This window comes from Pedobacter chinensis, assembly GCF_003339865.1.
Taxonomy (GTDB): Bacteria; Bacteroidota; Bacteroidia; order Sphingobacteriales; family Sphingobacteriaceae; genus Pedobacter; species Pedobacter chinensis.
On the sequence record NZ_QPKV01000006.1, the window covers coordinates 81,925 to 108,235 of the forward strand.

28 protein-coding genes are annotated in these 26,311 nt (G+C 36.0%); 17 read left to right on the top strand and 11 right to left on the bottom strand.

The annotated features are described in order from the left end of the window. Positions 1-157 precede the first annotated feature (157 nt). Together dnaK and DU508_RS14595 are read right to left on the bottom strand one after the other, a co-directional pair. Positions 158-2,014 (bottom strand): molecular chaperone DnaK, encoded by a 1,857-nt coding sequence (gene dnaK, locus DU508_RS14590; RefSeq protein WP_115403553.1) that lies wholly within the window; start codon positions 2,012-2,014, stop codon positions 158-160. A 370-nt stretch (positions 2,015-2,384) separates the two neighbouring features. Then, positions 2,385-3,608, bottom strand: coding sequence for a glycosyltransferase (locus DU508_RS14595; RefSeq protein ID WP_115403554.1), 1,224 nt, complete (start codon positions 3,606-3,608; stop codon positions 2,385-2,387). A 161-nt stretch (positions 3,609-3,769) separates the two neighbouring features. On the opposite strand from DU508_RS14595, the gene miaE reads away from it, so the two are divergent. Beyond that, positions 3,770-4,351: a tRNA-(ms[2]io[6]A)-hydroxylase gene (gene miaE / locus DU508_RS14600; protein WP_115403555.1), complete on the top strand. Its 582-nt coding sequence runs from the start codon at positions 3,770-3,772 to the stop codon at positions 4,349-4,351. A 189-nt stretch (positions 4,352-4,540) separates the two neighbouring features. Continuing rightward, positions 4,541-5,185, top strand: a complete 645-nt coding sequence (locus DU508_RS14605) for a DUF362 domain-containing protein (protein ID WP_158542182.1) — start codon at positions 4,541-4,543, stop codon at positions 5,183-5,185. Positions 5,186-5,852: 667 nt separating this feature from the next. Here DU508_RS14605 and DU508_RS14615 read toward each other — a convergent pair. From DU508_RS14615 to DU508_RS14640, 6 genes are all read right to left on the bottom strand, one after another. Next, on the bottom strand, positions 5,853-6,920 hold the full coding sequence (locus DU508_RS14615) for a DUF3810 domain-containing protein (RefSeq protein ID WP_115403558.1): 1,068 nt from the start codon (positions 6,918-6,920) through the stop codon (positions 5,853-5,855). Positions 6,921-6,923: 3 nt separating this feature from the next. Continuing rightward, positions 6,924-7,184, bottom strand: a complete 261-nt coding sequence (locus DU508_RS14620) for a Txe/YoeB family addiction module toxin (protein WP_115403559.1) — start codon at positions 7,182-7,184, stop codon at positions 6,924-6,926. A 68-nt stretch (positions 7,185-7,252) separates the two neighbouring features. Then, a complete protein-coding gene (locus DU508_RS14625; protein WP_115403560.1) occupies positions 7,253-7,450 on the bottom strand; it encodes a DUF2683 family protein in 198 nt (65 codons plus the stop codon). Between the two features lie 133 nt (positions 7,451-7,583). Beyond that, entirely contained in the window at positions 7,584-7,967 is a 384-nt protein-coding gene (locus tag DU508_RS14630) for a type II toxin-antitoxin system VapC family toxin (RefSeq protein WP_199562721.1), read from the bottom strand. 2 nt (positions 7,968-7,969) lie between these two features. Further along, a complete protein-coding gene (locus tag DU508_RS14635; protein ID WP_115403562.1) occupies positions 7,970-8,233 on the bottom strand; it encodes a DUF2281 domain-containing protein in 264 nt (87 codons plus the stop codon). A gap of 34 nt (positions 8,234-8,267) precedes the next feature. Further along, the gene (locus DU508_RS14640) at positions 8,268-9,602 is read right to left on the bottom strand and encodes a dihydroorotase (protein WP_115403563.1); all 1,335 of its coding nucleotides are present in this window, start codon (positions 9,600-9,602) and stop codon (positions 8,268-8,270) included. A 340-nt stretch (positions 9,603-9,942) separates the two neighbouring features. Between DU508_RS14640 and DU508_RS14645 the strand changes: the two genes are divergently transcribed. The 4 genes from DU508_RS14645 to DU508_RS14660 all read left to right on the top strand — a co-directional run bounded on the left by DU508_RS14645 (position 9,943) and on the right by DU508_RS14660 (position 12,629). Beyond that, positions 9,943-11,289 (top strand): DEAD/DEAH box helicase, encoded by a 1,347-nt coding sequence (locus tag DU508_RS14645; RefSeq protein ID WP_115403564.1) that lies wholly within the window; start codon positions 9,943-9,945, stop codon positions 11,287-11,289. Then, positions 11,289-11,561, top strand: coding sequence for a hypothetical protein (locus tag DU508_RS14650; RefSeq protein WP_115403565.1), 273 nt, complete (start codon positions 11,289-11,291; stop codon positions 11,559-11,561). Before DU508_RS14645 ends, DU508_RS14650 begins: the two co-directional genes overlap by 1 nt. Positions 11,562-11,663: 102 nt before the next feature. Then, entirely contained in the window at positions 11,664-11,999 is a 336-nt protein-coding gene (gene gldC / locus DU508_RS14655) for a gliding motility protein GldC (protein WP_115403566.1), read from the top strand. A 219-nt stretch (positions 12,000-12,218) separates the two neighbouring features. After that, a complete protein-coding gene (locus DU508_RS14660; RefSeq protein WP_115403567.1) occupies positions 12,219-12,629 on the top strand; it encodes a hypothetical protein in 411 nt (136 codons plus the stop codon). A gap of 177 nt (positions 12,630-12,806) precedes the next feature. On the opposite strand, the gene DU508_RS14665 is transcribed toward DU508_RS14660, so the two are convergent. Next, complete coding sequence (locus DU508_RS14665; protein WP_115403568.1) at positions 12,807-13,199, bottom strand: cupin domain-containing protein; 393 nt, start codon at positions 13,197-13,199, stop codon at positions 12,807-12,809. 1 nt (position 13,200) lies between these two features. Next, positions 13,201-13,680, bottom strand: coding sequence for a methylated-DNA--[protein]-cysteine S-methyltransferase (locus DU508_RS14670; protein ID WP_115403909.1), 480 nt, complete (start codon positions 13,678-13,680; stop codon positions 13,201-13,203). A 586-nt stretch (positions 13,681-14,266) separates the two neighbouring features. On the opposite strand from DU508_RS14670, the gene DU508_RS14680 reads away from it, so the two are divergent. The 4 genes from DU508_RS14680 (at position 14,267) to DU508_RS14695 (ending at position 17,447) form a co-directional block, all read left to right on the top strand. Beyond that, entirely contained in the window at positions 14,267-14,932 is a 666-nt protein-coding gene (locus DU508_RS14680) for a heme exporter protein CcmB (protein WP_115403910.1), read from the top strand. A gap of 77 nt (positions 14,933-15,009) precedes the next feature. Then, positions 15,010-15,672: a cytochrome c biogenesis protein CcsA gene (gene ccsA, locus DU508_RS14685; protein WP_115403570.1), complete on the top strand. Its 663-nt coding sequence runs from the start codon at positions 15,010-15,012 to the stop codon at positions 15,670-15,672. Between the two features lies 1 nt (position 15,673). Further along, the gene (locus tag DU508_RS14690; protein ID WP_199562722.1) at positions 15,674-15,892 is read left to right on the top strand and encodes a CcmD family protein; all 219 of its coding nucleotides are present in this window, start codon (positions 15,674-15,676) and stop codon (positions 15,890-15,892) included. Positions 15,893-16,025: 133 nt separating this feature from the next. Beyond that, entirely contained in the window at positions 16,026-17,447 is a 1,422-nt protein-coding gene (locus DU508_RS14695) for a Glu/Leu/Phe/Val family dehydrogenase (protein ID WP_115403571.1), read from the top strand. A gap of 608 nt (positions 17,448-18,055) precedes the next feature. Here DU508_RS14695 and DU508_RS14705 read toward each other — a convergent pair. Next, on the bottom strand, positions 18,056-19,663 hold the full coding sequence (locus DU508_RS14705; protein WP_115403573.1) for a Na+/H+ antiporter: 1,608 nt from the start codon (positions 19,661-19,663) through the stop codon (positions 18,056-18,058). Positions 19,664-20,057: 394 nt separating this feature from the next. Between DU508_RS14705 and DU508_RS14710 the strand changes: the two genes are divergently transcribed. The 7 genes from DU508_RS14710 (at position 20,058) to DU508_RS14740 (ending at position 26,233) form a co-directional block, all read left to right on the top strand. Further along, complete coding sequence (locus DU508_RS14710) at positions 20,058-20,492, top strand: cytochrome c maturation protein CcmE domain-containing protein (protein WP_115403574.1); 435 nt, start codon at positions 20,058-20,060, stop codon at positions 20,490-20,492. Between the two features lie 5 nt (positions 20,493-20,497). Next, positions 20,498-22,963, top strand: a complete 2,466-nt coding sequence (locus DU508_RS14715; RefSeq protein WP_115403575.1) for a heme lyase CcmF/NrfE family subunit — start codon at positions 20,498-20,500, stop codon at positions 22,961-22,963. An 86-nt stretch (positions 22,964-23,049) separates the two neighbouring features. Next, a complete protein-coding gene (locus DU508_RS14720) occupies positions 23,050-23,814 on the top strand; it encodes a Rossmann-like and DUF2520 domain-containing protein (protein ID WP_115403912.1) in 765 nt (254 codons plus the stop codon). A gap of 40 nt (positions 23,815-23,854) precedes the next feature. Then, a complete protein-coding gene (locus DU508_RS14725) occupies positions 23,855-24,187 on the top strand; it encodes a 2Fe-2S iron-sulfur cluster-binding protein (RefSeq protein WP_039476720.1) in 333 nt (110 codons plus the stop codon). Between the two features lie 105 nt (positions 24,188-24,292). Next, the gene (iscX, locus tag DU508_RS14730) at positions 24,293-24,535 is read left to right on the top strand and encodes a Fe-S cluster assembly protein IscX (protein WP_115403576.1); all 243 of its coding nucleotides are present in this window, start codon (positions 24,293-24,295) and stop codon (positions 24,533-24,535) included. A gap of 73 nt (positions 24,536-24,608) precedes the next feature. Then, positions 24,609-25,136 carry a KdsC family phosphatase gene (locus tag DU508_RS14735; protein ID WP_115403577.1) on the top strand — a complete coding sequence of 176 codons (528 nt, stop codon included), beginning with the start codon at positions 24,609-24,611 and terminating at the stop codon, positions 25,134-25,136. 266 nt (positions 25,137-25,402) lie between these two features. Next, positions 25,403-26,233, top strand: a complete 831-nt coding sequence (locus DU508_RS14740) for a universal stress protein (RefSeq protein ID WP_115403578.1) — start codon at positions 25,403-25,405, stop codon at positions 26,231-26,233. Positions 26,234-26,311: the final 78 nt, after the last annotated feature.

Below are 26,311 nucleotides of genomic sequence, written 5' to 3' on the forward strand. Positions count from 1 at the left end.
GTGTCCCCACGAACCATTTATTTCATCTGGAATATAATATGGAATCGAGACACTCGAAAGCTTCTGAAACAAGTTTAAAATAACAGGCATTATTAGAATCATTCAACTTCAGCTATAATTCATGGCTCCAAAACTATTCCAGCAAATTAATAAAACACTACTCTATCTTTTTGCCTTTCATAGCCGTTGAAATAGCAGCATCCATCACACGTTCTGCAAATGGACGAGTGAATTCATTCAGCTCATCAGCTTTTTTCAGAATTAAATCTTTATCATTAAGCGTAAGGGCATTTTTCAGGGCGCTAATGTAAAGTTGAGTATCTCTTATTTCTGCCTGACTTAAATGACCGGCATGTTTTTCAATGAAACGTTCAGCGGTATAAAGCAATTGTTCGCCTTCACTTCTGGCTTCAATTAGCATACGTTGCTGCACATCACTTTGAGCATGTTCGATACTATCTAAAAGCATTTTTTCAACGGTATCATCACTTAAGCCATAGCTTGGCGTAATTTCAATTTCCTGTTTCACACCCGAGCGTAACTCTATTGCCTGAACGGTTAAAATGCCATCAGCATTTAATAAGAAGTTAATATCTACTTTAGGCAAACCTGCTGGCATAGCAGGAATTCCCTTTAAATCAAATTCAGCAAGCTTGCGGTTTTCTTTAACCAAATCGCGTTCGCCCTGGTAAACCGAAATTTTCATGTTTACCTGTCCATCTATCGAAGTGGTATATTGGCGGCCAGCCTTTGTTGGAACTTTACTATTGCGGGCAATAATCACATCCATTAAACCACCCATGGTTTCAATACCGAGCGAAAGTGGTGTAACATCGAGCAACAGAATATCAGAGCGATTTCCAGCCAAAACATCTGCCTGAATAGCTGCACCAAGTGCCACTACTTCATCTGGATTAATATTGTCTTGTGGTTTTTTGCCAAAGAAATTTTCAACTGCTTGCTTAACAAAAGGCGTGCGGGTAGAACCGCCCACTAAAATCACTTCATCAATATCTGCAACAGTTAAATCAGCATCTTTTAGTGCATTTTTGCAGGCAGTTATGGTTTCTTCAACAGGAGCAGAAATCAATTGCTCGAAAGTCTGTTTATCAAGCGTGCACCAGATTTCGCCAACCTGTTCATTGTATAGGTTTTGAGTTGATAATGCTTTTTTAGCCGCTTCAGCCTGTAACCGCAAAGTTTGCATCAGGATGTTATCTTGCGCAACCACAGCAATATCCAGCTTATTTTTCTCAATCCAATAGTTTAAAATGGCCCTGTCAAAATCATCGCCACCCAAATAAGTATTTCCGTTTGTGGCTAAAACTTCAAAAATTCCGTTTTGAATTTGCAGGATGGAAACATCGAAAGTTCCACCGCCTAAATCGTAAACGGCAATGGTTTTTTGTTGAGTTGGATCTAAACCAATGCCATAGGCCAGACTGGCCGCGGTTGGTTCATTTACGATTCGCATCACATCTAAGCCTGCAAGTTTACCTGCATCACGTGTGGCCTGGCGCTGGCTATCATTAAAATATGCTGGAACCGTAATCACAGCTCTATTCACAGGTGTTTTCAAAGCATGTTCAGCTCTGGCCTTTAACTCTTTTAAAATTTCTGCCGATAATTCTATTGGTGTGTAAAAACGATTGCCAGCCTGAATTTTTACCAAAGCATCGGTATCGTCGTCAATAATTTTGTAAGAGAAAATATCCTTGTGTTCGGCAACATCTTTGTAAGAGCGGCCTAATAATCTTTTTACCGAAAAAATGGTGTTTGCAGGATCTGTGGTTAGAAAATCTTTTGCTTCATTACCAACAACAGCTTCATTTTGGCTATTAAAATATACAACAGATGGAACTAAAATTCCTTTTCCGGCATCATTAATCACTTGTGGTTTTTTTTCAGGATTGATAAAAGCCACCAGACTATTGGTTGTGCCTAAATCGATTCCGACTATAATTTCTTCTTTCTGTAATGAACCCGTGGCCAGGTTGATTGATATTTTTGCCATGGTGCGAATTTACGGAGATTGTTGCAATGTTTTGAGGTTGAAATGTTTTAATGTTGTAAAGAAAGTCTTAAAGTCTGTAGTCTGAAAATTATAGTCCCCAAATTCTGTTTCATCTTTTAATCCTAAATTCTGACAGGAAATGAACGGTTAGGTAATTCTTCGGTAGCTGTAGTCCTGCTTTTGGTACAAGCCAAACAGAAAAAGTTTGGGCTTTCCCCGTCAATCAGGTTTATAAACAAAGGGCCGATGCTTTTTGGGAGAAATGACAACTTGAAAATATATAATATTTTTACAAAATCAGATGCAAGCCTTGATTTTTGCTCCACTTTTTATCAAGAAAAAGTGGAAAGCCTGTCTGGCTAAGACAAAACTACTTCCTATTCTTCTCTTCAATCCACAACGACATATACTTTGTACTCTGCATGGTGTGATGATTTAAAATCTGTCCTACAAAATTTTTCTGACGATGTTTTATTAAATCTAAATTTTCAGCCTCAGAAATAAACGCATCAGCGAAATGTTGGAATGCATATCGTTCATTAATTATCCTTACACCATTTTGTTGAGCTGAAAGCCAGGCAGCTTTATCTAAGTACAGGGCAACAGCTTTATCAATAAAAGCATCCAAATCATCTTCAAAAAATCCATTCCAATCTAATGAACCTTTCATTGCTTCTGCACCAACCGAAGTGGTAATAGATGGTGTTCCAACCTGCATGGCATCTATAAATTTACCTTTTACGCCAGCACCGAACTGAATGGGGGCGAGTAAAATCCGATGTTTAGCAATTGTTTCCTGAGCATTTAAAGCCCTTCCTTTGATTAAGAACTTTTCATTTTTATTATTCAATTGCAGTACTTTTTGTGAGGCATAAGAACCATAGATATTCAGATTTACATTTGGGAGTTTTTTCCTTAGAACTGGCCAGATTTTAGTTTTCAGAACCTGAACAGTATTCCAGTTAGGCTCGTGAAGAAAGTTGCCGATAAAAACAAAATCAGCTCTGTTTTCAAATGGAATCCAGTTTTGAATGGTTTCTTCTGTGATTTCTTTTTCTAAAAATGGCAGGTAATGAAGTAAGGAAGAATCAATTTTAAAAGTTTCTTCCAAAATTTTCATTTCTACTTCAGAGATAATCAATGATAAATCGCAACGTAAAACAGAGGCGATTTCCCGCTTTGCGGTATCAGAAAATAAATCTATTGTTTCTTGTTTTTTTGAACTTTGCTGACGGGCATTGCGTAAAAAATGAAGGTCTTCGGTATCTAAAATCCGCAATGCGTTTGGACATTCCTGTTGAACCCTCCAACCGTACTGTTCCTCAATCATAAAGCGATCGAACAGTACAATTGATGGATTTAAGGCTTTTAAAAATGAGTTGAAACTTTCGTCATTCAGCTTTATTTCCTGTTCAATCACACTTGTTTCAGCGAAATCATAACTGAATTCACTTTTTGATGCCGCAGATGCAAAAGTAATTTCATAGCCTATGTTCAGAAACAAATCAATAAGTTGAATCATTCTTGTCCCCGCTGCTGATGAAGTGGGTTCAGGCCAGACTAATCCGATTATCAATAATTTCTTCGCACTCATGGTTTTAAATTTGTGCAAAATAAGTGGTTTTTTCTGCTCCCGCCGAATAAAATGATTTTCGCTGATTAATATTTGAAATCTGCGTTAATCTTTTAAATCTGCGGCAGATATTAAACGTATGTTAAATATTTTTAATTTTGCAACTCAATTACAAGTACCACATGTTAGGATTAAAATTATTGACAGACCCACGTTGGGCAAATATTGCGGAATCGAATTTAGAGGAAATTTTATCTGATCATGCTTGGTGCGAACAAAAAGCAGCATCAAATGCTATTACATTAATCACTCAAAATTCCGAACATCAGGATTTGGTTGATGAATTAACAGCCATTGCAATTGAAGAAATGCAGCATTTTCAAATGGTAATTGATATCATTAAACAACGTGGCTACACGCTTAGTCGCGAACGTAAGGATGATTATGTTGGCCGTTTGGTTAAATTCAGCAAAAAAGATGGAAGCCGCAATCAGGCTTTTATCGATCGGCTTTTGTTTGCAGCAATGATTGAGGCCAGAAGCTGTGAGCGTTTCCGTGTACTTTCTCTAAATATTAAAGATGAAGAACTGGCTAAGTTTTATCATGAATTAATGGTTTCAGAGGCTGGGCATTATACTACTTTCCTAAACTTTGCCCGTAAATATAGTACCGATGTTGATGTAGAAAAACGCTGGAAAGAATGGTTGGATTTTGAAGGCGAATTGATCCAAAGTTTCGGGACAAAAGAAGCAATACATGGGTAGAATTGCGTAATTGAAAAATTTGGAGAGTTGGCAGATTAGATTATTTCACAAATTGTTGTAATAACTACTACTTAACAGTTAGTGATTTTCTGTCAGAAAAGTCATCAAACATTCTATATTTGCCGCCTAATTTATATTTAACAGAACTCATGAAAAGACGTAATTTTATTACCTGTTACAAGTTGTACGGTGTGTAAACTTTGCTTGGATGTTTGTCCAACCAGTGCCATTATTCATGCACCTGATGGAACAATCAGTGTAGAGTTTCAAGATGGCGAACATTCATGGTTCACTGAAGGCTACGTAAGAATTGATACTAATAGTTGCATAAATTGCAAACAGTGTATACCAGTTTGTCCTTACGGTGCAATTTACGATACATGGCCAGCAATAAATGGTGGCTATCCTGCTCCATGGGATGGGTCAGGAAGCGGTGGATCAGGTAGTACTGTAGGAGGCCCAGGTGGCAATAATCCTGGGTCTTCTGTCTCAAGTCATTTTGTTGCCAGTGGACAAGGCACAAGTGCTTATGATGTCGCTGGGCTTATGCTAGCTGCATTTGGACTGTCAGCAAGCCATGCTGAGATTGCTGCAACAGCAGCAAATTTAGAAGCAACCGCGATGTCAGGATTCAAAACCGCTTCAAGAATATTTGGTGTTATTGACATTGCTTCAAATGTGATTGAATTTGCCCAAGATCCAAATTGGGAAGATGCAGGCCAAGCTGTTCTAGGTATCGCACTTACTTTTGGCGCTATGAATCCCGCCACAGCAATTGTAGGAGGAATCATACTGGCTGCATGGGAATTATATGAATATAAAAGAGATCATTAGAAAATAGTTATGAAAAATTACTTGCTTGATCTGTATGCGGTTGCTTTCAACCATTTTTTAAAAATGAAAGAAGGCAAGCCCAACTTAATGGGTTATCTCACGGTTTTTATATTTAGTTTTGTTTTTGTTTTTAACATAATAATAATAAGCTTAATATTCACAGGCAAAGACCTCTTATTCTATAATAATAAATTCAATAACTTTGTTGGAGTAGGTATTATTGCTTGTTTAGGCTATTTCGTTTTTTATAAAATATTTAAGATTAAAAAGCACGGCGTAAAAGTTGATATATCGAATAGACGAAAAAAAGTAGTTTGGATAATCTTCATATTAAATTTTCTTTTGTTTTTCATTTTAGCGGTTATCCGAAAAAAAATACATCTCTAGTGCAATTGATAAGCTGTATCAATGATAAAACTGTGTGCCTCTGAGGTTTTAATATTAGAAATGCTCCTATAGGAGGGATATGTGAATGAAAAAAAGAGGTTGTATCATAAGTCGATGCAGTCTCTTTTTACTTAAAGACATAACCTCATATTGAAGGACAAAAGAAGCAATACATGGGTAAACCCCAACCCCTAAAGGGGCTTGACTTTCTAAAGTTCATGCAACCTTCAATAAATAAGCCATGTTTTTCCATCATGCTTTGAGTTCCCCCTTCAGGGGGCTAGGGGGTTATCTCCAACTTATGTATATTCCACAACCAAATCACAATATCCTGATAGCTATCAATTCCTTTCTTTTGATTGTTAAGTTTTAAGAAACTATCAAAAGCCACATCCATATAAGCAAACATTTGGCCGTTGTATTTACGCCAGAATTCTTTTTCAGTCTTAAAATCGGCTAAAACTCCTGGTGATAATTCATCATGAAGTACTTTGTAATCCTCAGGAGATTTTATTCCAATCTCAAATAAAATATACCTCAGCATTTCATAATTGGCAGAATATTGATAATTCAGATCAGCACTATTGCTTGCTGTTAAATAACCCAATAAATTAGCCTCATCTTCATAAGCTATCCCTAATTGATGCGCAATTTCATGACAAGAAACATAGGGCTTGATAAAATCAGGGAGATTGATATTCATATTAGCCTCTCCAGTTAGAGGTGCATAATACCCCTCAATTCCAGCTTTACTGATTATCCAGGGACTTAAAACCGATTTTAAGCAGGGATTTGAGTATCGGAACAATGGATGTTTTTTCGCCATTAAACCATAAGCGGTGGTAGAATTTATTTCTAAATCTTTAACAGAATAAGCAGGAATTGTGGTTTGTTTCAGCTTTAAATCATTTGTTTTTTTAACAAAATAATTGCCTAGCAGCACTAATTCTTTTACACTGTACTTTTCATTTCCAATTCCTAATTCTTCGCTAACGCTTGGCCTGCTGTAATTTAACCCCCAAACTATTTTAAAAATAATGTAAAGGATTAGAAAGAAATTTAAAACTTGCAACGAAACAATGATCCTGTCTTTTCTTTTTAATAATTTCCGCCTTTTGTAAAACCTGATGATTTTATATAGTACAAAGCCAATTAATACAGCATAAACGATATCGCCAATGGCGAAAGGAAAAACAGACGATATAAATCTAAGCGATGATGAAATGTAAGGATATATTCCTGTTGAGTAATATTTTTGAACTATGTTGGGGAAGAAGCCGACGAGGAAAATCAGGATGGTTAGACTGATTGAAATACTTGTTTTAATGAATAATGAGCGAGTAATCATCAATTATTTATAATGACCTTTTAATGAATATATATAAAGAACATCATCCATTACTTCATAGACTATTCTATGTTCTTCATTTATACGCCTAGACCATTTTCCAGAAAGTTCATATTTTAAAGCTTCGGGTTTTCCGATACCTTCGAAAGGATTCTCAATAATAGCTGAAATCAATTGCTCAATTTTCTTTTGAATAGATTTGTTGCCTGATTTTTTCCAAAATTTAAGGTCTGATAAAGAATCGTCAACATATTCGATTTCCATACTAATAGAACTATTATGAACAAATATAAAAGCCTTTATTAGCGGCGTGAATTGTATATGCTAAAAAATTATTTCCACAAATCTTCAATAGCTATTTTAACACCTTTTCCTGCTTTTATTTGCGCCTCACCTCTTTTTATTTTAGCAACAAATTCAGGGTTATAGGGGCTTTTTTCAGTTGTAAAATCAATTTTCAAAGCCTTAACAAATGCTTTCAATGCCATTAACTGTTCTTTGTTTTTAGGATGTACGATTAATGTTTCCATGATTAAATCAATAATAAAACAAATATAACAATTCTATCTTGCAAAAGTTAATCGCTTGCCAATCTGGTCGGTGGTAAATCTACCTTTTTGATATGCCAAATAGTTTTTGGTAAACCAATTATATATTATTCAATTATAGCTTATCGTCATTAAGCAATTTCAAATCCTCGATATTTTCGAAATGCTTTCGGTTTGATGTATCAAAAACCAAGTTGTAAGCAACAGCTGTTGAAGCAATAAATAAATCAGCTTTATCAATTGTTTTCCTTAGCTTCTTTAATTTGTTTTGAATTTCAACCGCAGTTAAGGCAGCATCACTATCAAAAGGAAAAACTATAAAATTGGTTAAAATTGTTTTCCAGAAATCAAGTTGCTCACTTTTTGCTCCTGTAAATATTTCAAATTCAGTTATGCTTGAAATACATAAATTTTCAAATTTTTTAGATAAAGCAAATAACCTTGTTTTTGATTTGTCTTTTTTTCGAAAATAATCGATTAATATTGAAGTATCAACCATTACTATTTGGTCCGCCATTCATTTATTGATTTTCTGGTTTCTTCAACCTTTTGAATTTGCTCTTCTGAAAAAACGGGACCAGTTAACAAAATATCTGAAAATTTAGAACTATAAGCAACGAAAGGTTCTTCAACTTTATTAATCGAATGAGATGACTTGGCTCTCTTTTTAGATTTCTGCTTTAAAAAGGCAACAAAGTCAAAAACTTCCTGTTTTAAATCAGAAGGAAGTGAAGAGATTTCCGAATATAATTGTAAATCTGTCATCTTTAACTTGTTAATAAAAACAAATATAACAATTCTATCTCGCAAAAGTTAATCGCTTACCAATCTGATCGGTTGTAAATCTACCTTTTTGGTATGCCAGATTACCTGATACAAAAGTATGTGTAATGCTTGCCTGGAAAGTGTCGCCATCAAAAGGGCTCCATCCACATTTATAGAAATTATTAAGTTTGGTTACCTTCCATGAATCTTTTAAATCAACCAATACCAAGTCGGCCCAGTAACCCTCGCGAATGAAACCTCGTTTTTCGATATCAAAGCAGATTGCCAGATTGTGGGCTGTTTTTTCAACGATTTTTTCTAGTGAAATTTTACCCTGCAAATGCATCTCTAATAGTGCAGGTAAAGCATGCTGAACCAATGGTCCACCTGACGGCGCTTGTGAATAAGGTTGCTGTTTTTCTTCCAGCGTATGAGGCGCATGGTCGGTTGCAATCACATCGATATTATCATTTAAAACTCCTTGTAAAATCCCTTTTTGATCTTCTTCTGTTTTAACGGCAGGATTCCATTTAATGAAATTTCCTTTCGCAGCATAATCCTTATCATTGAACCATAAGTGATGGACACAAGCCTCAGCCGTGATTTTCTTGTCTTTTAATGGAATGGTATTATCGAATAAAGCAATTTCCTTTGCAGTTGAAATATGGAGAATATGCAAACGGGTTTGGTAACGTTTTGCCAGTTCAACAGCTAAAGAAGAAGATTTATAACAAGCCTCTGCACTGCGGATTAACGGGTGCATTTCGATGGTTAAATCATCGCCATATTTGGCTTTAAATTCTGCAAGGTTGTGGCGGATGGTTGCTTCATCTTCACAATGGGTAGCAACCAGCATTGGCGCTTTGCTGAAAATGTTTTCTAATGTTTTTTCATTGTCAACCAACATATTTCCAGTTGATGAACCCATAAAAACCTTAACACCGCAAACATTTTTTGGGTCGGTTTTTAAAACTTCATCAATATTATCGTTGCTGGCACCCATGTAAAAAGAGTAATTGGCCAATGATGTTTCTGAAGCAATATTATATTTATCCTGAAGCAAGTCTTGTGTTAAGGTATTGGGAACTGTGTTTGGCATTTCCATAAAAGAAGTAATTCCACCAGCCACGGCTGCCATACTTTCTGTAAAAATATCGGCTTTATGTGTTAAACCAGGTTCACGGAAATGAACCTGATCATCAATCATTCCTGGTAAAAGGTATTGTCCTTCTGCATTAATTTCCTGTACATTTTGGGCAGATAGATTTTGACCAATCTTTTCTATAAATCCATCTTTTACTAATACATCAGCAACAATTTTTTGTCCCTCATTTACAATAGTGGCGGCTTTAATCAGGTAAGCATTCATGGTTTCAAAGGTAGTAATTTGGGTTTATTGTTTGAATTGTTTTTAAATAACTACCACGAATCAAAAAGATTTAGATGGATGAAAGCTGAGAATTGAGTTTGATATTGAGGTTATTACTTTGAGAGTTGACAACTTTCTTGCCTCCTTGCTATTAAAGTTGTCAACTCTATGATAATTAGATCTACTGTTTATAATTTTTATCATCTAAGATACCTGAAGATACCTAATCTTGAATTTTGTCTAGGGTCTTTAAAATGTTTCGGGTGTAATTTACAATGCTTCTTAAACCTTCTACCTTACATCTTCAAACCCTCAACCTTAATCACTATCTTTGTGCGCTATGGCAAAATCGTTCGAAGAATTTAAGTTAAACAGGCAAATTTTAAATGCAGTTGCCGATGCAGGTTATACCGTTGCCACGCCGATACAGGAAAAAGCAATTGCGCCAGTATTATCTGGGCAGGATATTTTCGGTATTGCAGAAACAGGAACAGGAAAAACTGCGGCTTTTGTTTTGCCGATTTTAATGCAATTGAAATACGCTCAAGGCGAAAATCCAAGAGCTTTGATTTTATCGCCAACCCGCGAGTTAGCAATGCAAATTGCAGAACAAGTGAAGTTATTTTCTACTTATACTGATTTACGTTCGCTTGTGATTTTCGGTGGAATTGGTCCTAAAACACAGAAAGAGCAGATTGCAAAAGGAGTTGATATTTTAATTGCCACACCAGGAAGATTTCTGGATTTGTATTTAGCTGGCGATATTAACACGCAAAGTCTGAAATTTTTGGTGCTGGATGAGGCAGATAAAATGATGGACATGGGCTTTATCGGCTCCATTCATAGAATTTTGGAAATCGTTCCACGCAAACGCCAGAATTTATTGTTCTCTGCAACAATGAGCGATTTGGTACAGAAAATTGCAGGTGATTTCCTGAAAAACCCTGTCGTTATTGAGGCATCAGAACAGGCTACACCTGCAGCAAATGTAACGCAGACTTTATATTACGTTCCGAATTTCAAAACAAAAATTAATCTACTGCAGCATTTATTAAAGAATGATGAAGCCTTTAACCGCCTGATTATTTTTTGCAAAACAAAAACTGTTGCCGATAATATTTTCAGTTTTATTGAGCGTAGATATGGTGCCGATAATGTTCGGGTAATCCATGCAAATAAAGGACAAAATACCAGAATTAATTCCATTAACAGTTTCAAAGAAGGAAATATTCGTGTTTTAGTGGCAACCGATGTAGCGAGCAGGGGTATTGATGTGAGTGATGTGAGCCATGTAATCAACTTCGATGTGCCGATTATTATTGAAGATTACGTGCACAGAATCGGAAGAACAGGTAGGGCATTTGCCAAAGGTGATGCCATTACTTTTGCTACTGATGCTGAGAAATATTACATCCGTAAAATTGAAAAGCTGATTCGCCAGTACATCCCTGTGGCTGAAATTCCTGAAGGTGTTTACATTGATGAAACGCCTTATGAGGAGCGTCAGCACATTGCCAGGGAAATTGATATGCAGAAACGCAAGGAAGATCCTGATTTCAAGGGTGCTTTCCATGAGAAGAAGCATGCCGCTGCAATAGAAAAAAAGGCAAGGGATAAGGCTAAAGCCAAAGCTGGAAAAGCAGTTAAAAGCTTTAAAAAAGGAAAAAAATTCGATAAGAAAAAGTAATGAAGCTTAGGATTACTCCTTTAAATATTGTTGGAGCTGCCAGTTTGGCTTTGGTGGCGGTAAATCTGTTTTCTGCAAAAACTAACGCACCCAAACAGATCGATGTAAATGGGTTTTACATATTAATATTAGGCTGTTTGATTGTTGTCACATTTATTACAGACCTGATTTTTCGTTTTACTTTAAAGGATATTAAAAGAATTTGGATTGTGGAACTGGTATTTATTTTCATCGCAACAATCTTGATGGTAATATTACAAAAAGTAGCTTAAAGCAAAGCCAAAGTATTTAGTAAAATCAGCATCTTTGCAACCGTAAAAAAAAATAGTCGATAAATTTGTGTAATTCTTTTATCGATGGAATCAATTTAAAAAATGAGAAAAGCAGAAATAAAATTAACTGTTGAGTTAGATGAGGGCAACAATCCAGATAACATTCTTTGGGAAAGTACTGATGCTGGAAACAATGATAAAGTGCCTGCGAAAGCTATGTTTTTAGCCGTTTGGGATCATAACTATAAAAACACATTAAAAATAGATCTTTGGACAAAAGATATGCCTGTTGATGAAATGAAACGTTTCTTCTATGAAACCTTGCAAACCATGGGCGACAGCTTTTTAAAAGCAACCAACGAAACCTTAATAGTGGAAGATTTACGTGATTATTGTGCGCACTTTGCTGAGAAAATGGGCATTGTTGAGGGGCAGTAGGTTAGTTCATTAGTCATTAGTCATTAGTCATTAGTCATTAGTCATTAGTCATTAGTCATTAGTCATTAGTCATTAGTCATTAGTCATTAGTCATTAGTCATTAGTCATTAGTCATTAGTCATTAGTCATTAGTCATTAAAAAATGCCAGGCAAGGTAGCTTTAATTAATCACTATCAGCAATTAACCAATTCAAACAATTAACCAGTTAACCAAAACAAATGTTGATATTAAATAAATTCAGGGCATGGTTAGGCATTTTGTTATGCATTATAGCAGGTTTTTGCCCAATATTAAAGGTGCCAATCAAAGGCAATTGGAATCTATATCAATCAGACGCGCGTTTGTTTTTTATTACATACACCATCATCGCAATTTCTGTTCTTTTCTTGTTTATCAGAAAAGCTGGAGCATTTCGTTTTATGAGTTTTGTAATGGCAATCTGGTACGTGCTGGCTGTTGTTGCAGTTTATTTCACTGCAAATAATTACACAAAATATGGCTTCGCAAATAAATTAATCAGTAAGGTTGTTCATTTTCAATGGGGATGGATCGTACTATTAGTTGGAGTGATTTTTATGCTTTTCAGCACTAAACGTGGCGAAAAAATCACTGCACAAACTAACGTTTAAAAAAAGAGATTTAATTGATTGAGGCATTATTGGCTGGTTAAAGCTATCCTTTATCCGGAAATATATCATAATCAATGATTGGAACCTGCGCCGGTAATGAGTGGATTGTCGTTATGAATGGCAAAGTACAATAATGAAGTGGTTTGTTTGGAGTTGAATAAACAAGTAGATTGCAAATTAATTTGATATAAAATAATCATTCGCATCTTCTTCCAATGGGATATATAATCTTTCCCATTCATTGCCATCTATAATTTCCCAGGTGTGTCCTGATCCTACAGTATCTGCTGCAATTAAAATAATGCCAGGTTCAATAATAAAAGTTTTGCCATTGGTTACTGTAAATTTTAACTTTCCTTTAAGTGTAATCACATATTGTCGTCTTGGAGCAGGATGTGGAATTTTCTCAAGAGTAGAAACATCAGTTTGGGCGAAGAAGTAACTGGCATTAATGTGTTGCCTGACAGGGATCTTTCCGATTTCAAAATCACATTTTCCATCTTCAATATTAATTAAACGGATGGCTTTTAAATCATTCGGAGTATCGGCTTGTTCTGTAATAATATTCATACTAAAATTTTAATTCGGTTTGCCCTTTTTGTGCAACTTCTCGTTCATGTTGTAACAGCCATTGCTTTCGCCATAAACCGCCGGCATAACCTACCAACTTTCCATTGTTGCCAATTACCCTGTGACAAGGAACCACAATTGCGATATTGTTTTTTCCATTGGCTGCGGCAATAGCTCTGATTGCCAATGGATGATGTGCCGAAAACCTGGCGTAAGATGTGGTTTCGCCAAAAGGAATCGATAACAAATTCTGCCAAACTACCTGTTGAAAATCAGTTCCTTTTTGTTTGATCGGAAAATCGAAATCTTTCAAATCCCCATTAAAATAAGCGATTAACTGATTGGCGACTTTTTTGGATAGCTCATTTTCTGCTAAATCAGCAATATCTTTTTCAGCAAAGGTAATGGCATATACAAAATCATCATCTGTAAGAATGGTTATTTTGCCAATTGGCGATTCTATAACTGATGCGTAATCCATAAAATTATTTTTTTGCCACGGAAACATGAAATCCACGGAATTTTATTAAAATGCTTCATCACTCATGTGGTAAATTTATTTTTCCTTGTATTCTGTGTTTCCGTGGCCCATAATCTGCGGCTAAAATTTTTTTGCCACGGAGACACGAAATCCATGGAATTATCTTTGTTAAAATACATCTTAGCTCATTTACCCCACATATGGTAAATTTAATTTTTCCGTGTATTCTGTGTTTCCGTGGCCCATAATCTGCGGCTAAAATTTTTTTGCCACGGAAACACGAAATCCACGGAATTTTATTAAAATGCTTCATCACTCATGTGGTAAATTTAATTTTCCTTGTATTCTGTGTTTCCGTGGCCCATAATCTGCGGCTAAAATTTTTTTGCCACGGAAACACGAAATCCACGGAATTTTTTTTGTTAAAATACATCTTAGCTCATTTACTCCACATATGGTAAATTTAATTTTCCCGTGTATTCCGTGTTTCCGTGGCCACTCATCTGCGGCTAAAACTTTAAACAATATTACAACAATCCAACAATTTGGCCTTACAATATTTCGCAATAAAAGTATCTTTGCCGTTATGCAACTGGCCAAAGAGGTTAAATATTTAATCCACAAAGAAGTACTTTTGGAATGGCGTTCTAAATATACCATCAACGGTGTATTGTTGTATGTTGTTTCCACTATTTTTACATGCTATCTTTCGTTTGTAAGTCTTGGCGATAAGTTAACCTGGAATGCTTTGTTTTGGATAATCATGTTGTTCGCATCAATCAACGGAGTATCTAAAAGCTTTCTTCAGGAAACCAAAGGACAACAATTATATAGTTATGTTTTAGCCAGTCCTGCTGCAGTATTAATCTCTAAAACAGTTTATAACACTCTACTCATGCTGGTATTAACCACCATAGCATTAGGTTTTTATACCCTCGTTTTCGATTCTTTTACACCCCCAGATTTATTGCTTTATTACGTTGCAGTTATAATGGGAAGCATTAGTTTTTCAACCGTTTTTACCATGGTTTCTGCTATTGCAAGTAAAGCAGGGAACGGCGGAATGTTAATGGCGATTTTAAGTTTCCCAATCATAATTCCAGTACTTATACTTTTAATTAAATTAGCAAAAAATGCTGTTGATGGCTTACCATGGGAGAATAGTTATGATGAAATTGGAATGCTCCTGGTGGTAAATGTACTTACTGTAGCTACGTCGTTATTGTTATTTCCTTACCTTTGGCGCGATTAAATTAATGAGTGAATTATAGAATGAGTGATTTGAACAGGCAATATGTATAACATTCACTCATTCAAAATTATATATGTATGAATAAAACCTGGTGGAAAATTTTAGGTTCAGTTCTGGTAATTTATACTGCAATTGCAGGATTATTATTAGGTGTTCCTCGTTTGCCGATTTTAAATGAAACGATACGAAATTTGTATTTCCATGTGCCCATGTGGTTTGCAATGATTGTGTTGTTTTCCATTTCTGTTTTTTATAGTGTAAAATCATTAAGCACAAAAAGTGAAATTGATGATATAAAAGCGGTTGAAAGTGTAAATACCGGTATTATTTTCGGTCTGTTAGGATTGGTTACGGGCGCATTTTGGGCTAAATATACCTGGGGTCAATTCTGGAGTTTTGATCCAAAACAAAACTTTGCGGCCATTTCTGTATTACTTTATTTTGCCTATTTAATTCTTCGCAATGCGATAGATGAAGAACAAAAAAGAGCTAAAATTTCAGCTATCTATAACATTTTCGCTTTCCCGATGATGGTGGTATTACTTTTCGTTCTGCCGCGTTTAAAAGATTCTTTACACCCGGGCAATGGTGGTAATCCAGGTTTTAATAGTTATGATTTAGATAGCCGTATGCGCATGGTGTTTTATCCGGCATGTTTAGGCTGGATATTAATTGGTTACTGGGTTTACACCATTCGTTTTAGATTACGTTCATTAGAAAACAAACAACAACATCACTAACATGAAGAAGATATTTTTTTCGCTGATATTAATGCTTGCCACCATGCAATTATTTGCGCAAGACAACGGTGTGGAAATGGCCGATGCACTACGCAGTAATGGTAAAATTTACCTTGTTGTGGTTTGTATTGTGATCATTTTGATTGGTTTGCTGGCCTACCTTTTCTCAATAGATAAAAGATTAAAAAAAATCGAAAAAGAAAATGAGCATAAAAACTAAGTTTAAATCGTTTAGAGCCATTTTTTAAAACATTTTCAATAGGTGTTGGCTTTACACTAAGTGTTTTTTCATTTGGATATATGCGGTTTTTTTAGGCAATTTTGCGGCATACTAAATTCATAAAAAATAAATAATGGCTAATCTAGCAGACGAGAACAAGTTTTTTGCTGATGTATGCAAGAACTTTGACAGTGCGGCTCAATTTACAAATCATCCGGAAGGTTTATTGAACCAGATTAAAGCGTGTAACAGTGTTTATCGTTTCCAATTCCCAATTCGCCGTGGAAATGGTTTCGAAGTAATTGATGCCTGGCGGGTAGAGCATTCGCATCACATGAGCCCAACCAAAGGTGGTATTCGTTATAGCGAAATGGTTAACGAAGATGAAGTTATGGCACTTGCAGCTTTAATGACATACAAGTGTGCTATCGTTAATGTTCCTTTCGGGGGCGCAAAGGGTGGTATCAAAATTAACACCAAACAATATAGTGTTGCCGAGTTAGAAACCATTACCCGTCGTTATACTACAGAATTAATTAAGAAAAACTTTATTGGCCCTGGTATCGATGTTCCTGCACCTGATTATGGTTCGGGTGAACGCGAAATGAGTTGGATTGCTGATACATACATGACTATGAATCCTGGTCAGCTGGATGCTTTAGGCTGTGTTACAGGTAAGCCAATTGCTTTACACGGTATCCGTGGTCGTAAGGAAGCTACTGGTCGTGGCGTTGCTTATGCCGTTCGCGAATGCGTAGGTGTTGCAGAAGATATGCAGAAAATCGGCTTAACTGCTGGTTTAGATGGTAAAAGAGTAATTGTTCAGGGTTTAGGTAATGTAGGTTATCACTCGGCGAAATTCTTAGCTGAGTTTGGTGCAACCATTGTTGGTTTGTGCGAATACGAAGGAGCAATTTACAATGCAAACGGCTTAAATGTTGATGAGGTTTTTGCTCATCGTAAAAACACAGGGTCAATTTTAGGTTTTGCAGGTGCTATAGATTTTAAAAACTCAATGGAAGGATTAGAGCAAGATTGCGATATCTTAGTCCCAGCAGCGTTAGAAAATCAATTTACAGAGCATAACATCCGTAACGTAAAAGCAAAAATTATTGCAGAAGGTGCGAATGGTCCAACTACTCCGGAAGCCGAAGCAATTTTCACTGAAATGGGTGGAATCATTATTCCAGATATGTATTGCAATGCTGGTGGTGTTACCGTTTCTTATTTCGAATGGTTGAAAAATCTTTCTCACGTAGCTTTCGGACGTATGGAAAACCGCTATGCGGCTAATTCAAACGCTAATCTGATCGCCACTTTAGAAAACTTAACCGGTAAAACCATCCTTCCTGAGCATCGCTTAATGATTGTTAAAGGTGCATCAGAAATAGAATTGGTAAACTCTGGTTTAGAAGATACCATGATTCATTCTTATCATGAAATTCGTGAAACCAGAATGCAAAAACCTGGCACAAAAACATTAAGAACAGCTGCTTTTGTTAATTCAATTGATAAAATCGCAGTTTCTTATATGAACTTAGGCGTTTGGCCTTAATAAGGTAGAGGGCAGAAAGGCGAAAGGTTTAGGGCTTCTCCTTACCATAAAAAAATCCTTGCAGATGTATAATTTGCAAGGATTTTTTTGTTTTTGAAATGTTCGGTTCTGTGTTTTGTAGGGTAGGGCTGGCCCCGCTTTTCGTTGCAATCTTTTCAAAACAACTTCTGTTGTACTGAGGCACGAAGCATTTGTTTCATCGGTTGCAGATGCTTCGTGCCTCAGCATGACAGGATATTCAAGGTTGCTGCTATTTAAAAAGTATTTCCACTGCAATCGGGTTTAGGTACAATGGGTTGTTTAGCAAAGTGTTTAATATTATCATCGTGGCTATAACGCTAATTACGCTCGTCACGCAAGAAGTGGTTTTTCTCTGCTTCGTGGACATCTTATTTGTGTCATTTGGCAGTGTTCCCTGAACTTCCTTACCGCCAAAGGGCTCTTACTTTTTCAGCATCAGTTATGTTTTTATAGGTCTTTAAGCTTGCTGCGCAGGTTGGCTTGGCCCAAAAGTAATACACTAATGTCCGTTTCCGCGCAGGCAGAAAACTTAAAGCTTTCGCTGTTATCATTGCGAGAAAAATCAGGAATACTCTTACAAGAACGGATTAGATAGAAGTAATGCTTAACTCTTCCAAATCAAGTCTCCATTCTTCTTTTCTGATAATATCATCATCATAATTTTTGTTACTCTTAAGATGATGCAATTCATCACGCTGAATATGAATTAAATTCAGCATGATTTCATGATAAGCTTTTAATTCACCTTTATCAATCTCTCCATTTTTAAAAGCCTTTAATGTATCTTTTTTCTCCATCAATGAATGTTGAAGTTCAGCCTTTAAATTAACCATTAACTCATTATGAGTACATTGATGCTGATAATCTGTCTTCAGTTTATCTAAAGAAAGATCAATTAATCTCAGTTTGATTTGATTGGCCTGTTCCTGCTCAGAAAGTTTATGTTTTGGCTCTGGTATTTTCAATAATTTAATCACAAGTGGTAAAGTAAAGCCCTGAATAACCAATGTGACAAAAATCACTACAAAAGTGATGAACAATATCAAATTTCTTAAAGGGAAATGTACTTGTTCAGAAATCATAACCGGAATTGAAAGTGCTGCTGCCAATGATACCACACCCCGCATGCCCGCGTAAACAATTACAACAGATGAATGCCAGGTCATATCCTGATAGCGTAATCTTGTTTTTTTATTAAAGAAACTGGTTATCCTGGCGGTAGAAAATAGCCATACAAAACGAACCAGAAAAGCCAATATGCTTATGCCAACGCCATAACCTATCGCTTTTAGTATGGGATAATCTGGGCCAAGATCGCCAACAATATCCGGTAATGCCAAGCCAATTAATATAAATACAACCCCATTAAGCATAAACGTAAGGGCAGACCAAACTGAAACGGTTTTAATTCTCGAATTTGAGGTTAAAATCACATGTGATTGGCTTGATAACAATAAACCTCCTGAAACCACGGCCATTACACCTGAAGCCTCGAAATGTTCAGCAACAATGTACATAAAGTAAGGAGTTAGTAATGTTAATACAGTATCGATATTTTCAGTTGTGGGTAGCCAACGGTGTATCGCATAGAATATACCCCCAACCGCTACACCAATTAAAATACCGCAACCAGCTACTGAAACAAAATCAACAGCTGCATCCTGAATCACGAATGTGCCTGTCAATACACTAACCAATGCGAATTTAAATACAATTAAACTTGATGCATCATTTACCAGGCTTTCACCTTCCAGAAGTGAACTTACCATTTTTGGGACTTTCATTCCCTTCAGCACTGCGGCTGCGGCTACAGCATCAGGCGGAGAGATAATTCCGCCTAATAAAAATCCGAGTGCTAAAGTGAAGCCCGGTATAAAAGCAACTGAAGCATAAGCAACAGCCACTGATGTAATAAAAACCAATCCTACGGCCATTAAAAATATGGCTCCTTTATACTCCCAAAAATCTTTCCATGATGTGAACCATGCCGCCTCATAAAGCAATGGTGGTAAAAATAATAGGAAAACAATATTCGGATCTATTTTGATATGTGGCGTACCTGGAATGAACCCAATAATTAGACCCGCCAGGACAAGAAATATTGGATAAGAGATTTTTAATTTCTGTCCAACCATTACCAGTAACGTTACGCCCAGCAGTAATATGAGAATTAAAATTAGATTGTCATGCAGCATTTTACTCAATTTTTAATAAAGATGAATAAAGATGTAAAATATCACTCAAAAAACTATCTAAATATTAATAACGGTCAGTAATATGCTTGCTTATCATCCTAAACTACTCAGTGATCTTAACTGCCTTTCGTTATTCATTTCCTTTGATGTCTGTTTGCTTTAATTTTTAAGTAAGTACTAAAATAAATGAGTTAATTGATTTGGTTAAGCCTGTTGTTTATAAATAGCAATGAGATCTTCTTATTGTGAATAAAGGTTCAGTGTTTAAAACCGCTTTCAATAAGACTTTTCAATAATCAGCTAATTGTCAATATAAAGACAAGAAAATTGTTAATGAATGTTCGCTAAGCCGATTTTTCTATCTTTGTTGCCAGCTTTTACAACAACATATAAAATGAAAAAAAGTGCAATAATTGGATTGATTACCATTGCAATTTCTGTGGGAATCTTGTTTAGCTTAAATGCAAATACCGATACTTATTCAAATTTTAAAGAAGCTGCTGAATCTAAAAAAGAGGAGCATGTGATGGGGTATTGGGAAAAATCAATGGGCATGTATTATGATGCTGTAAAAGATGCCAATCATTTCTCTTTCCACATGAAAGATGAAAAAGGCGAGGTTCGCGAAGTAATTTATAACGGAACCAAACCACAGGATTTTGAAAAATCTGAAAAGCTTGTTCTTATCGGTAAAATGGATCAGGACAAATTCTATGCGTCGAAAATTTTAATGAAGTGCCCATCTAAATATAATGACAACCTGGTTGAAGTTAATAAAGATGGCAAAGTGGATACAGTGGGTAAGTACGGCGAGAAAAAATATAACTAATTTTAATGGACATTCAATTTGTAGGCGAAAATCTGTTACCGGGTAAAATCGGACAGTTTTTTATTGTGTTGGCGTTTAGTGCATCGTTACTTTCAACAATAGCGTATTTTTATGCCAGTCGCGAGAAAAATTTAAACGATAAATCCTGGAGAAATCTCGGCAGAATTGGGTTTTTAGTTAACTGGGCAAGTATTGTCGGTATTGGTATTACGCTATTTTACCTTATTCTTGGTCACTACAACGAATATAATTACGTTTATTTCCACTCCTCAAAAGAACTTCCCATTTATTATATCGTTTCTGCATTTTGGGAAGGACAGGAAGGTAGTTTCTGGTTGTGGGCTTTCTGGCAATCGCTTTTAGGCACATTATTAATATGGAAAGCTAAAACCTGGGAACGCCCGGTAATGACTGTTGTCGCTTTTTCTCAGGTTTTTTTAACCTCCATGATGTTGGGGGTTGAAATTTTCGGCGAACGCATCGGAAGTTCTCCTTTTATCTTATTAAGAGATGCAGTTGATTTAAAAGCAATGGCTCCTGTTGTCTTCGCAAATCCCGAAAACTTTGCAAAATATTTAACTTTCATTACTGATGGAAGAGGATTAAATCCGTTATTACAAAATTATTGGATGGTTATTCATCCACCAACTTTATTCTTGGGTTTTGCCAGCATGGTTGTTCCCTTTGCTTATGGAGTTGCGGCTTTATGGCAAAAACGATACAAAGATTGGATTAAACCTGCTCTGCCATGGACGCTTTTTGCTGTAATGGTTCTAGGAACGGGTATCATCATGGGCTCTTTCTGGGCTTATGAAGCACTGAATTTTGGTGGTTTCTGGGCTTGGGATCCTGTTGAAAACGCATCATTGATTCCTTGGCTAACCTTAATTGGTGCTGTACACGTAATGATCGCTTATAAAAACACCGGCCATGCTTATTTTACTGCAATAGCACTTGTTTTTTTAAGTTTTTTACTGGTGCTTTACGCATCTTTTTTAACCAGAAGCGGAATTTTGGGCGATACATCTGTCCACTCATTTACCGATATGGGAATGTTTGGTCATTTAATATTATACAACGTTGTTTTTGCTGCCATTGCTATTGTTTTGGTTATTTTAAGATGGAAAGAACTGCCAATCACTACAAAAGATGAAGAGACTTATTCGCGTGAATTTTGGATGTTTATTGGTGCATTAGTGGTAACCATTGCCTGTATTCAGGTGATTTTTTCAACATCAGTTCCGGTATTTAACAAAGCATTTGGTACTAATTTCTCGCCACCAATTGATGCAGTGAAATATTACAATAAATGGCAGGCACCTTTCGCAGTATTAATCACTTTAATTTCGGGGTTTTCTCAATATTTAAAATATAAAAGAACTGATCCGCGTAAATTTTACAGCAGCTTAATTTCGGTCATTTTATTTTCTATCGTTTTAACGGCTGGTTTGGTATATGTTGCAGACATTTATACCAATACCATGTACATTTTAATTACGTTTAGCTGTTTGTTCGCTGTACTTTCAAATGCCACCATATTATATCAGGCTTTTGGTGGAAAAGCAAAATTAGCAGGTTCGGCAATTGCCCACATCGGCTTTGCTTTCTTGATTTTAGGCGCCTTAATTTCTGCGGCAACCAATAAGCCACTTTCTATTAATGCAAATAATTTCATTCCGGTTAAAGATTTCGAGAAAACAGAAAAACCGGGCGAAAACATCATGTTATACAAAAACGAACCCAAGCAAATGGGTAAGTATACGGTAACTTATGTAAGTGATACAACTAAAGCGCCAAACACCATTTATACGCTTAATTTTAAGGTTTTAGATAAAGAAGGTAAGGTTAAGGAAGATTTCAACTTACATCCGCACGTACAGGATAACGAGAAAATGGGCTTAATTGCTTCTCCTGATACCAAACACTATCTAACTTATGATGTGTACACACACATTACCAGTGCTGCAATAAAGAAAGAATCACACGATGATCACGAAGGTCATTCTGATGATGAAAACTATAAAGCACCAAGAATAGTAAAAGTTTCTGTAGGCGATACCATTCATACTTCAAGTGGAATAGTAACTGTACAGGCTTTAAACAATAAACCAGTTGCTAAAGATTTAGTGCTGGCACAAGGTGATTATGCAGTAGGTTTGCCTTTGGAAATTAATTCTGCCGGTAAAATTTACAAAGCAGAACCAATGTTTTTAATTAAAGGGAACAACACTTTCGATTTTGCCCGTAAAGTGGAAGAACTGGATTTGAAATTCCGTTTCTCTAAAGTTTTGCCTGATGAGAAAAAAGTTGAACTTCAAATTTTTGAAAAACCTCAGCAAGCAAAAGATTGGGTTGTTTTCAAAGCAATTGAATTTCCTTTCATCAATTTATATTGGGCTGGTACAATCGTAATGGTTGTGGGTTTCTTACTCTCTATTTTTAGGAGAAGAAAAGAAGCGAAAGTAGCATAGATCATGAAACCATCATGATTTTTTTTCAAAACCCACAGGACAATAATTATCAAAATCATGATAGCTTCATAACAAATTATAAACGGATGAAAATTGTTTTATTAGGTTCGGGAAACGTAGCAACACATTTGGCCAAAGCTTTAAAGGCCAAGGGAGAAAATGTGGCGCAGGTTTATAGCCCGAATTTAATAAATGCGAAATCACTTGCCGATCAGATAGAAGCTGAAGCGATTGATGATTTGTCGCAAGTCAACCAAACAGCAGATTTATATATTATTTCTGTTAAGGATGATGCTATTGAAAGTATAGCCATTTCTTTAAAGAAAGTAAAGGGTTTGGTGGTTCATACATCAGGAACAACCGATGTTAAGGTTCTTTCTGCCCATGTAAAGCAAGCTGGGGTATTTTATCCACTCCAAACATTTTCTAAGGCTAAAGAAGTTTCATTTAACAATATCCCGCTTTGCATTGAAGCGACGGATGAAAATCAGTTGGATATATTGAAACAACTGGCATCTGAATTAAGCAATCAGGTTTATGAAATGGATGGTAAGAAACGGAAAGTATTGCATCTTGCGGCTGTTTTTGCCTGTAATTTTCCTAATCATTTGTATGCTTTGGCCAATCAAATACTTGATCAAAACGGTTTGGATTTTAACATCATCAGGCCATTAATTGCTGAAACAGCCGATAAGGTAATGGCTAATTTGCCTGAAAATGTACAAACTGGCCCGGCAATGAGAGCGGATGAAAGTACCATGAATAAGCATTTGGGAATGTTGGAAAACCTGCCTGAATTGCAGAACATTTATCAAACATTGAGCAATAGCATAAAATTAACGCTGAAATAGCATAATTACCGCTTTTGCTTCTTACTTTTGCAAAATAATTATGAGCATTTTTAAACTAAAAATAAATTTTGAAGAAGCAGATCACGAACCTGTAGAATTACCTATAGCCGCCGGAGAATCTGTTTTAGATGTTTGCCTGGATAATGGGATTGAACTTCAGCATAACTGCGGTGGTGTTTGCGGTTGCAGTACCTGTCATGTTTACGTTACCAAGGGCATGGATAATATCGAAGAAATCTCTGATAAAGAAGAAGATTTTATCGACAGAGCTGTTCGCCCAAAGATCACGTCTCGTTTAGGTTGCCAGTGTGTAGTAATCAATGGCGATATTGAAGTGACCATTCCAGATCAATCTGGGTTTATGGGACACTAGTTTAGTCCTGAGTCTAGAGTCTTTATTCCAGAGTCGATTAACCATGTATAACAGTTAACCGATTAACACCAATTCAAACAATTAACCAAAACAACAACTAACAACATGAATAACGATAAATTTGCTTTACCTTTCTACTGGAATGATTATGAAGATATCGCAATATCTTTATATGAAAAATTTGGCGATGAATTTGGCGAAGCCAAAATCTACCGGATTCGCTTTACCGATTTACTCGAATGGGTATTGGCATTGCCGAACTTCAAAGGTACCCGCGAAGAGAGTAATGAAGGGCATTTGGAGCAAATCCAATCGGCATGGGTTTACGAATGGAGAGATAATCAGTAATTCAGTCTTGAGTTCGGGAGTTTTTAGTCGTAAGTCGGCTCCAAACTCTCAACTTCCAATTCCAAACTAAAGTATGTTTCTCCAAAAACTAAAAGATATAACCACATTCATTTTTGATGTTGATGGTGTATTAACTGATGGCTCTGTTCAGGTTACAGACAATGGTCAATCGTTACGCACTTTTAATATTAAGGATGGGTATGCCATGCAATTGGCCGTTAAAAGAGGATATAACATCTGTATCATTTCTGGCGGAGATGGTATTGCCATGGGGAAACGTTTTTTTAACCTTGGCATAACTGATGTGTTTTTAGCTGCAGGAGATAAGGTATCTATCTTCAATCAATATCTTTTAGATAAAAACATTACTGCTGGAGAGGTGCTTTATATGGGCGATGATATCCCTGATTTAAAAGTAATGAAACTGGTTGGGCTACCAACATGCCCTGCGGATGCCGTTGAAGAAATCAAAGCCATTTCAGCATTCATTTCTCCTTACAATGGAGGCAAAACTGCTGTTCGTGATATTATCGAAAAGGTAATGAAAGTGCAGGGAAGATGGCATGATGAAAATCCAAATGCTGCAGATTCTGGTAAGTAAGGGCGCTAAAATGCGTTAACATAATCATCATCCTGACCTGAAACGAACGGAAAGCGGATGGTGTTTAGATAGGGAAGTCTTCATGCTGAATTTATTTCAGCATCTGTTTGAGGGGCTGATCACCCAACAACATCTTTTTATTGCCCATAAAATTATATTCTTCAGACATAAAAATTTGCTATATACCTTATAATAAACGAAATTTACAATATAATTAATCAATCGATTGATTAATTATATTGTCAGAAAAAATATTATTTTAGTAAATGAGCACTTATCTTGTACCAGTCGATTTCTCCAAAACAGCAGAACATGCTGCTAAATATGCCGCGAGGTTGAGTTATGCAATGGCTAACTCAAAAATAATTTTGTTAAATGCCTATTATGTATCTGAATATGAAAGCATTTTACCAACTCCTGATATGGTCATTACAACTGAGGAGCATATTGCCGATGAAATTTCCAGAAGAAACAAAGCATTGGAAAAACTGAAGCTTAAACTTTTGGAAATTAATGCTGATGCAGATATAGAAATTTCATTAACCAGGCAAACCATCTTAAGATCAATAATTGATCGGATCAACAGAGAAAAGATCGATTTAATTATTATAGGGAGCAATGGTAAAAAGGCAAAAGAGGAAAGTGACATAGGTTCTAATGCGATTAAAATCTCCAAATCAAGTCCTGTGCCTGTTTTGGTTGTACCGCCAAAGGCGCATTATGAATCAATTAGAAAGGCAGTTCTGGCTTGTGATTTTAAGAAAGTCAAAGAGGTGATTCCGATGCAGGCTTTGAAGAATATTTTAAGCAAACATTCTTTAAACCTACAGGTATTGAACATTGATGCCGGACATAAAGTAAATTCCGAGGAAGAACATTTCCTGCATGATATGCTTAAAGATTTTTCTCCAACTTATCACTATTCCAGCCATCCCGACACCATAAAAGGCATTGTTAAGTTTGCTAAATCGGAAGGAGCCCAACTCATTATTGCTCTTCCTAAGAAATACAGTTTTTTTGAAAGTTTGCTTCATGAAAGCGTTTCACAAAAATTAACCATCAAATCACATGTTCCTGTTTTACTATTGAAAGATTAGTTGAATTTAATTTGCAACAACGAAGTTACATCTGCCTGTTAAACTTTTGATCGGGCTTTTACTCAAATGAGTCTAAAA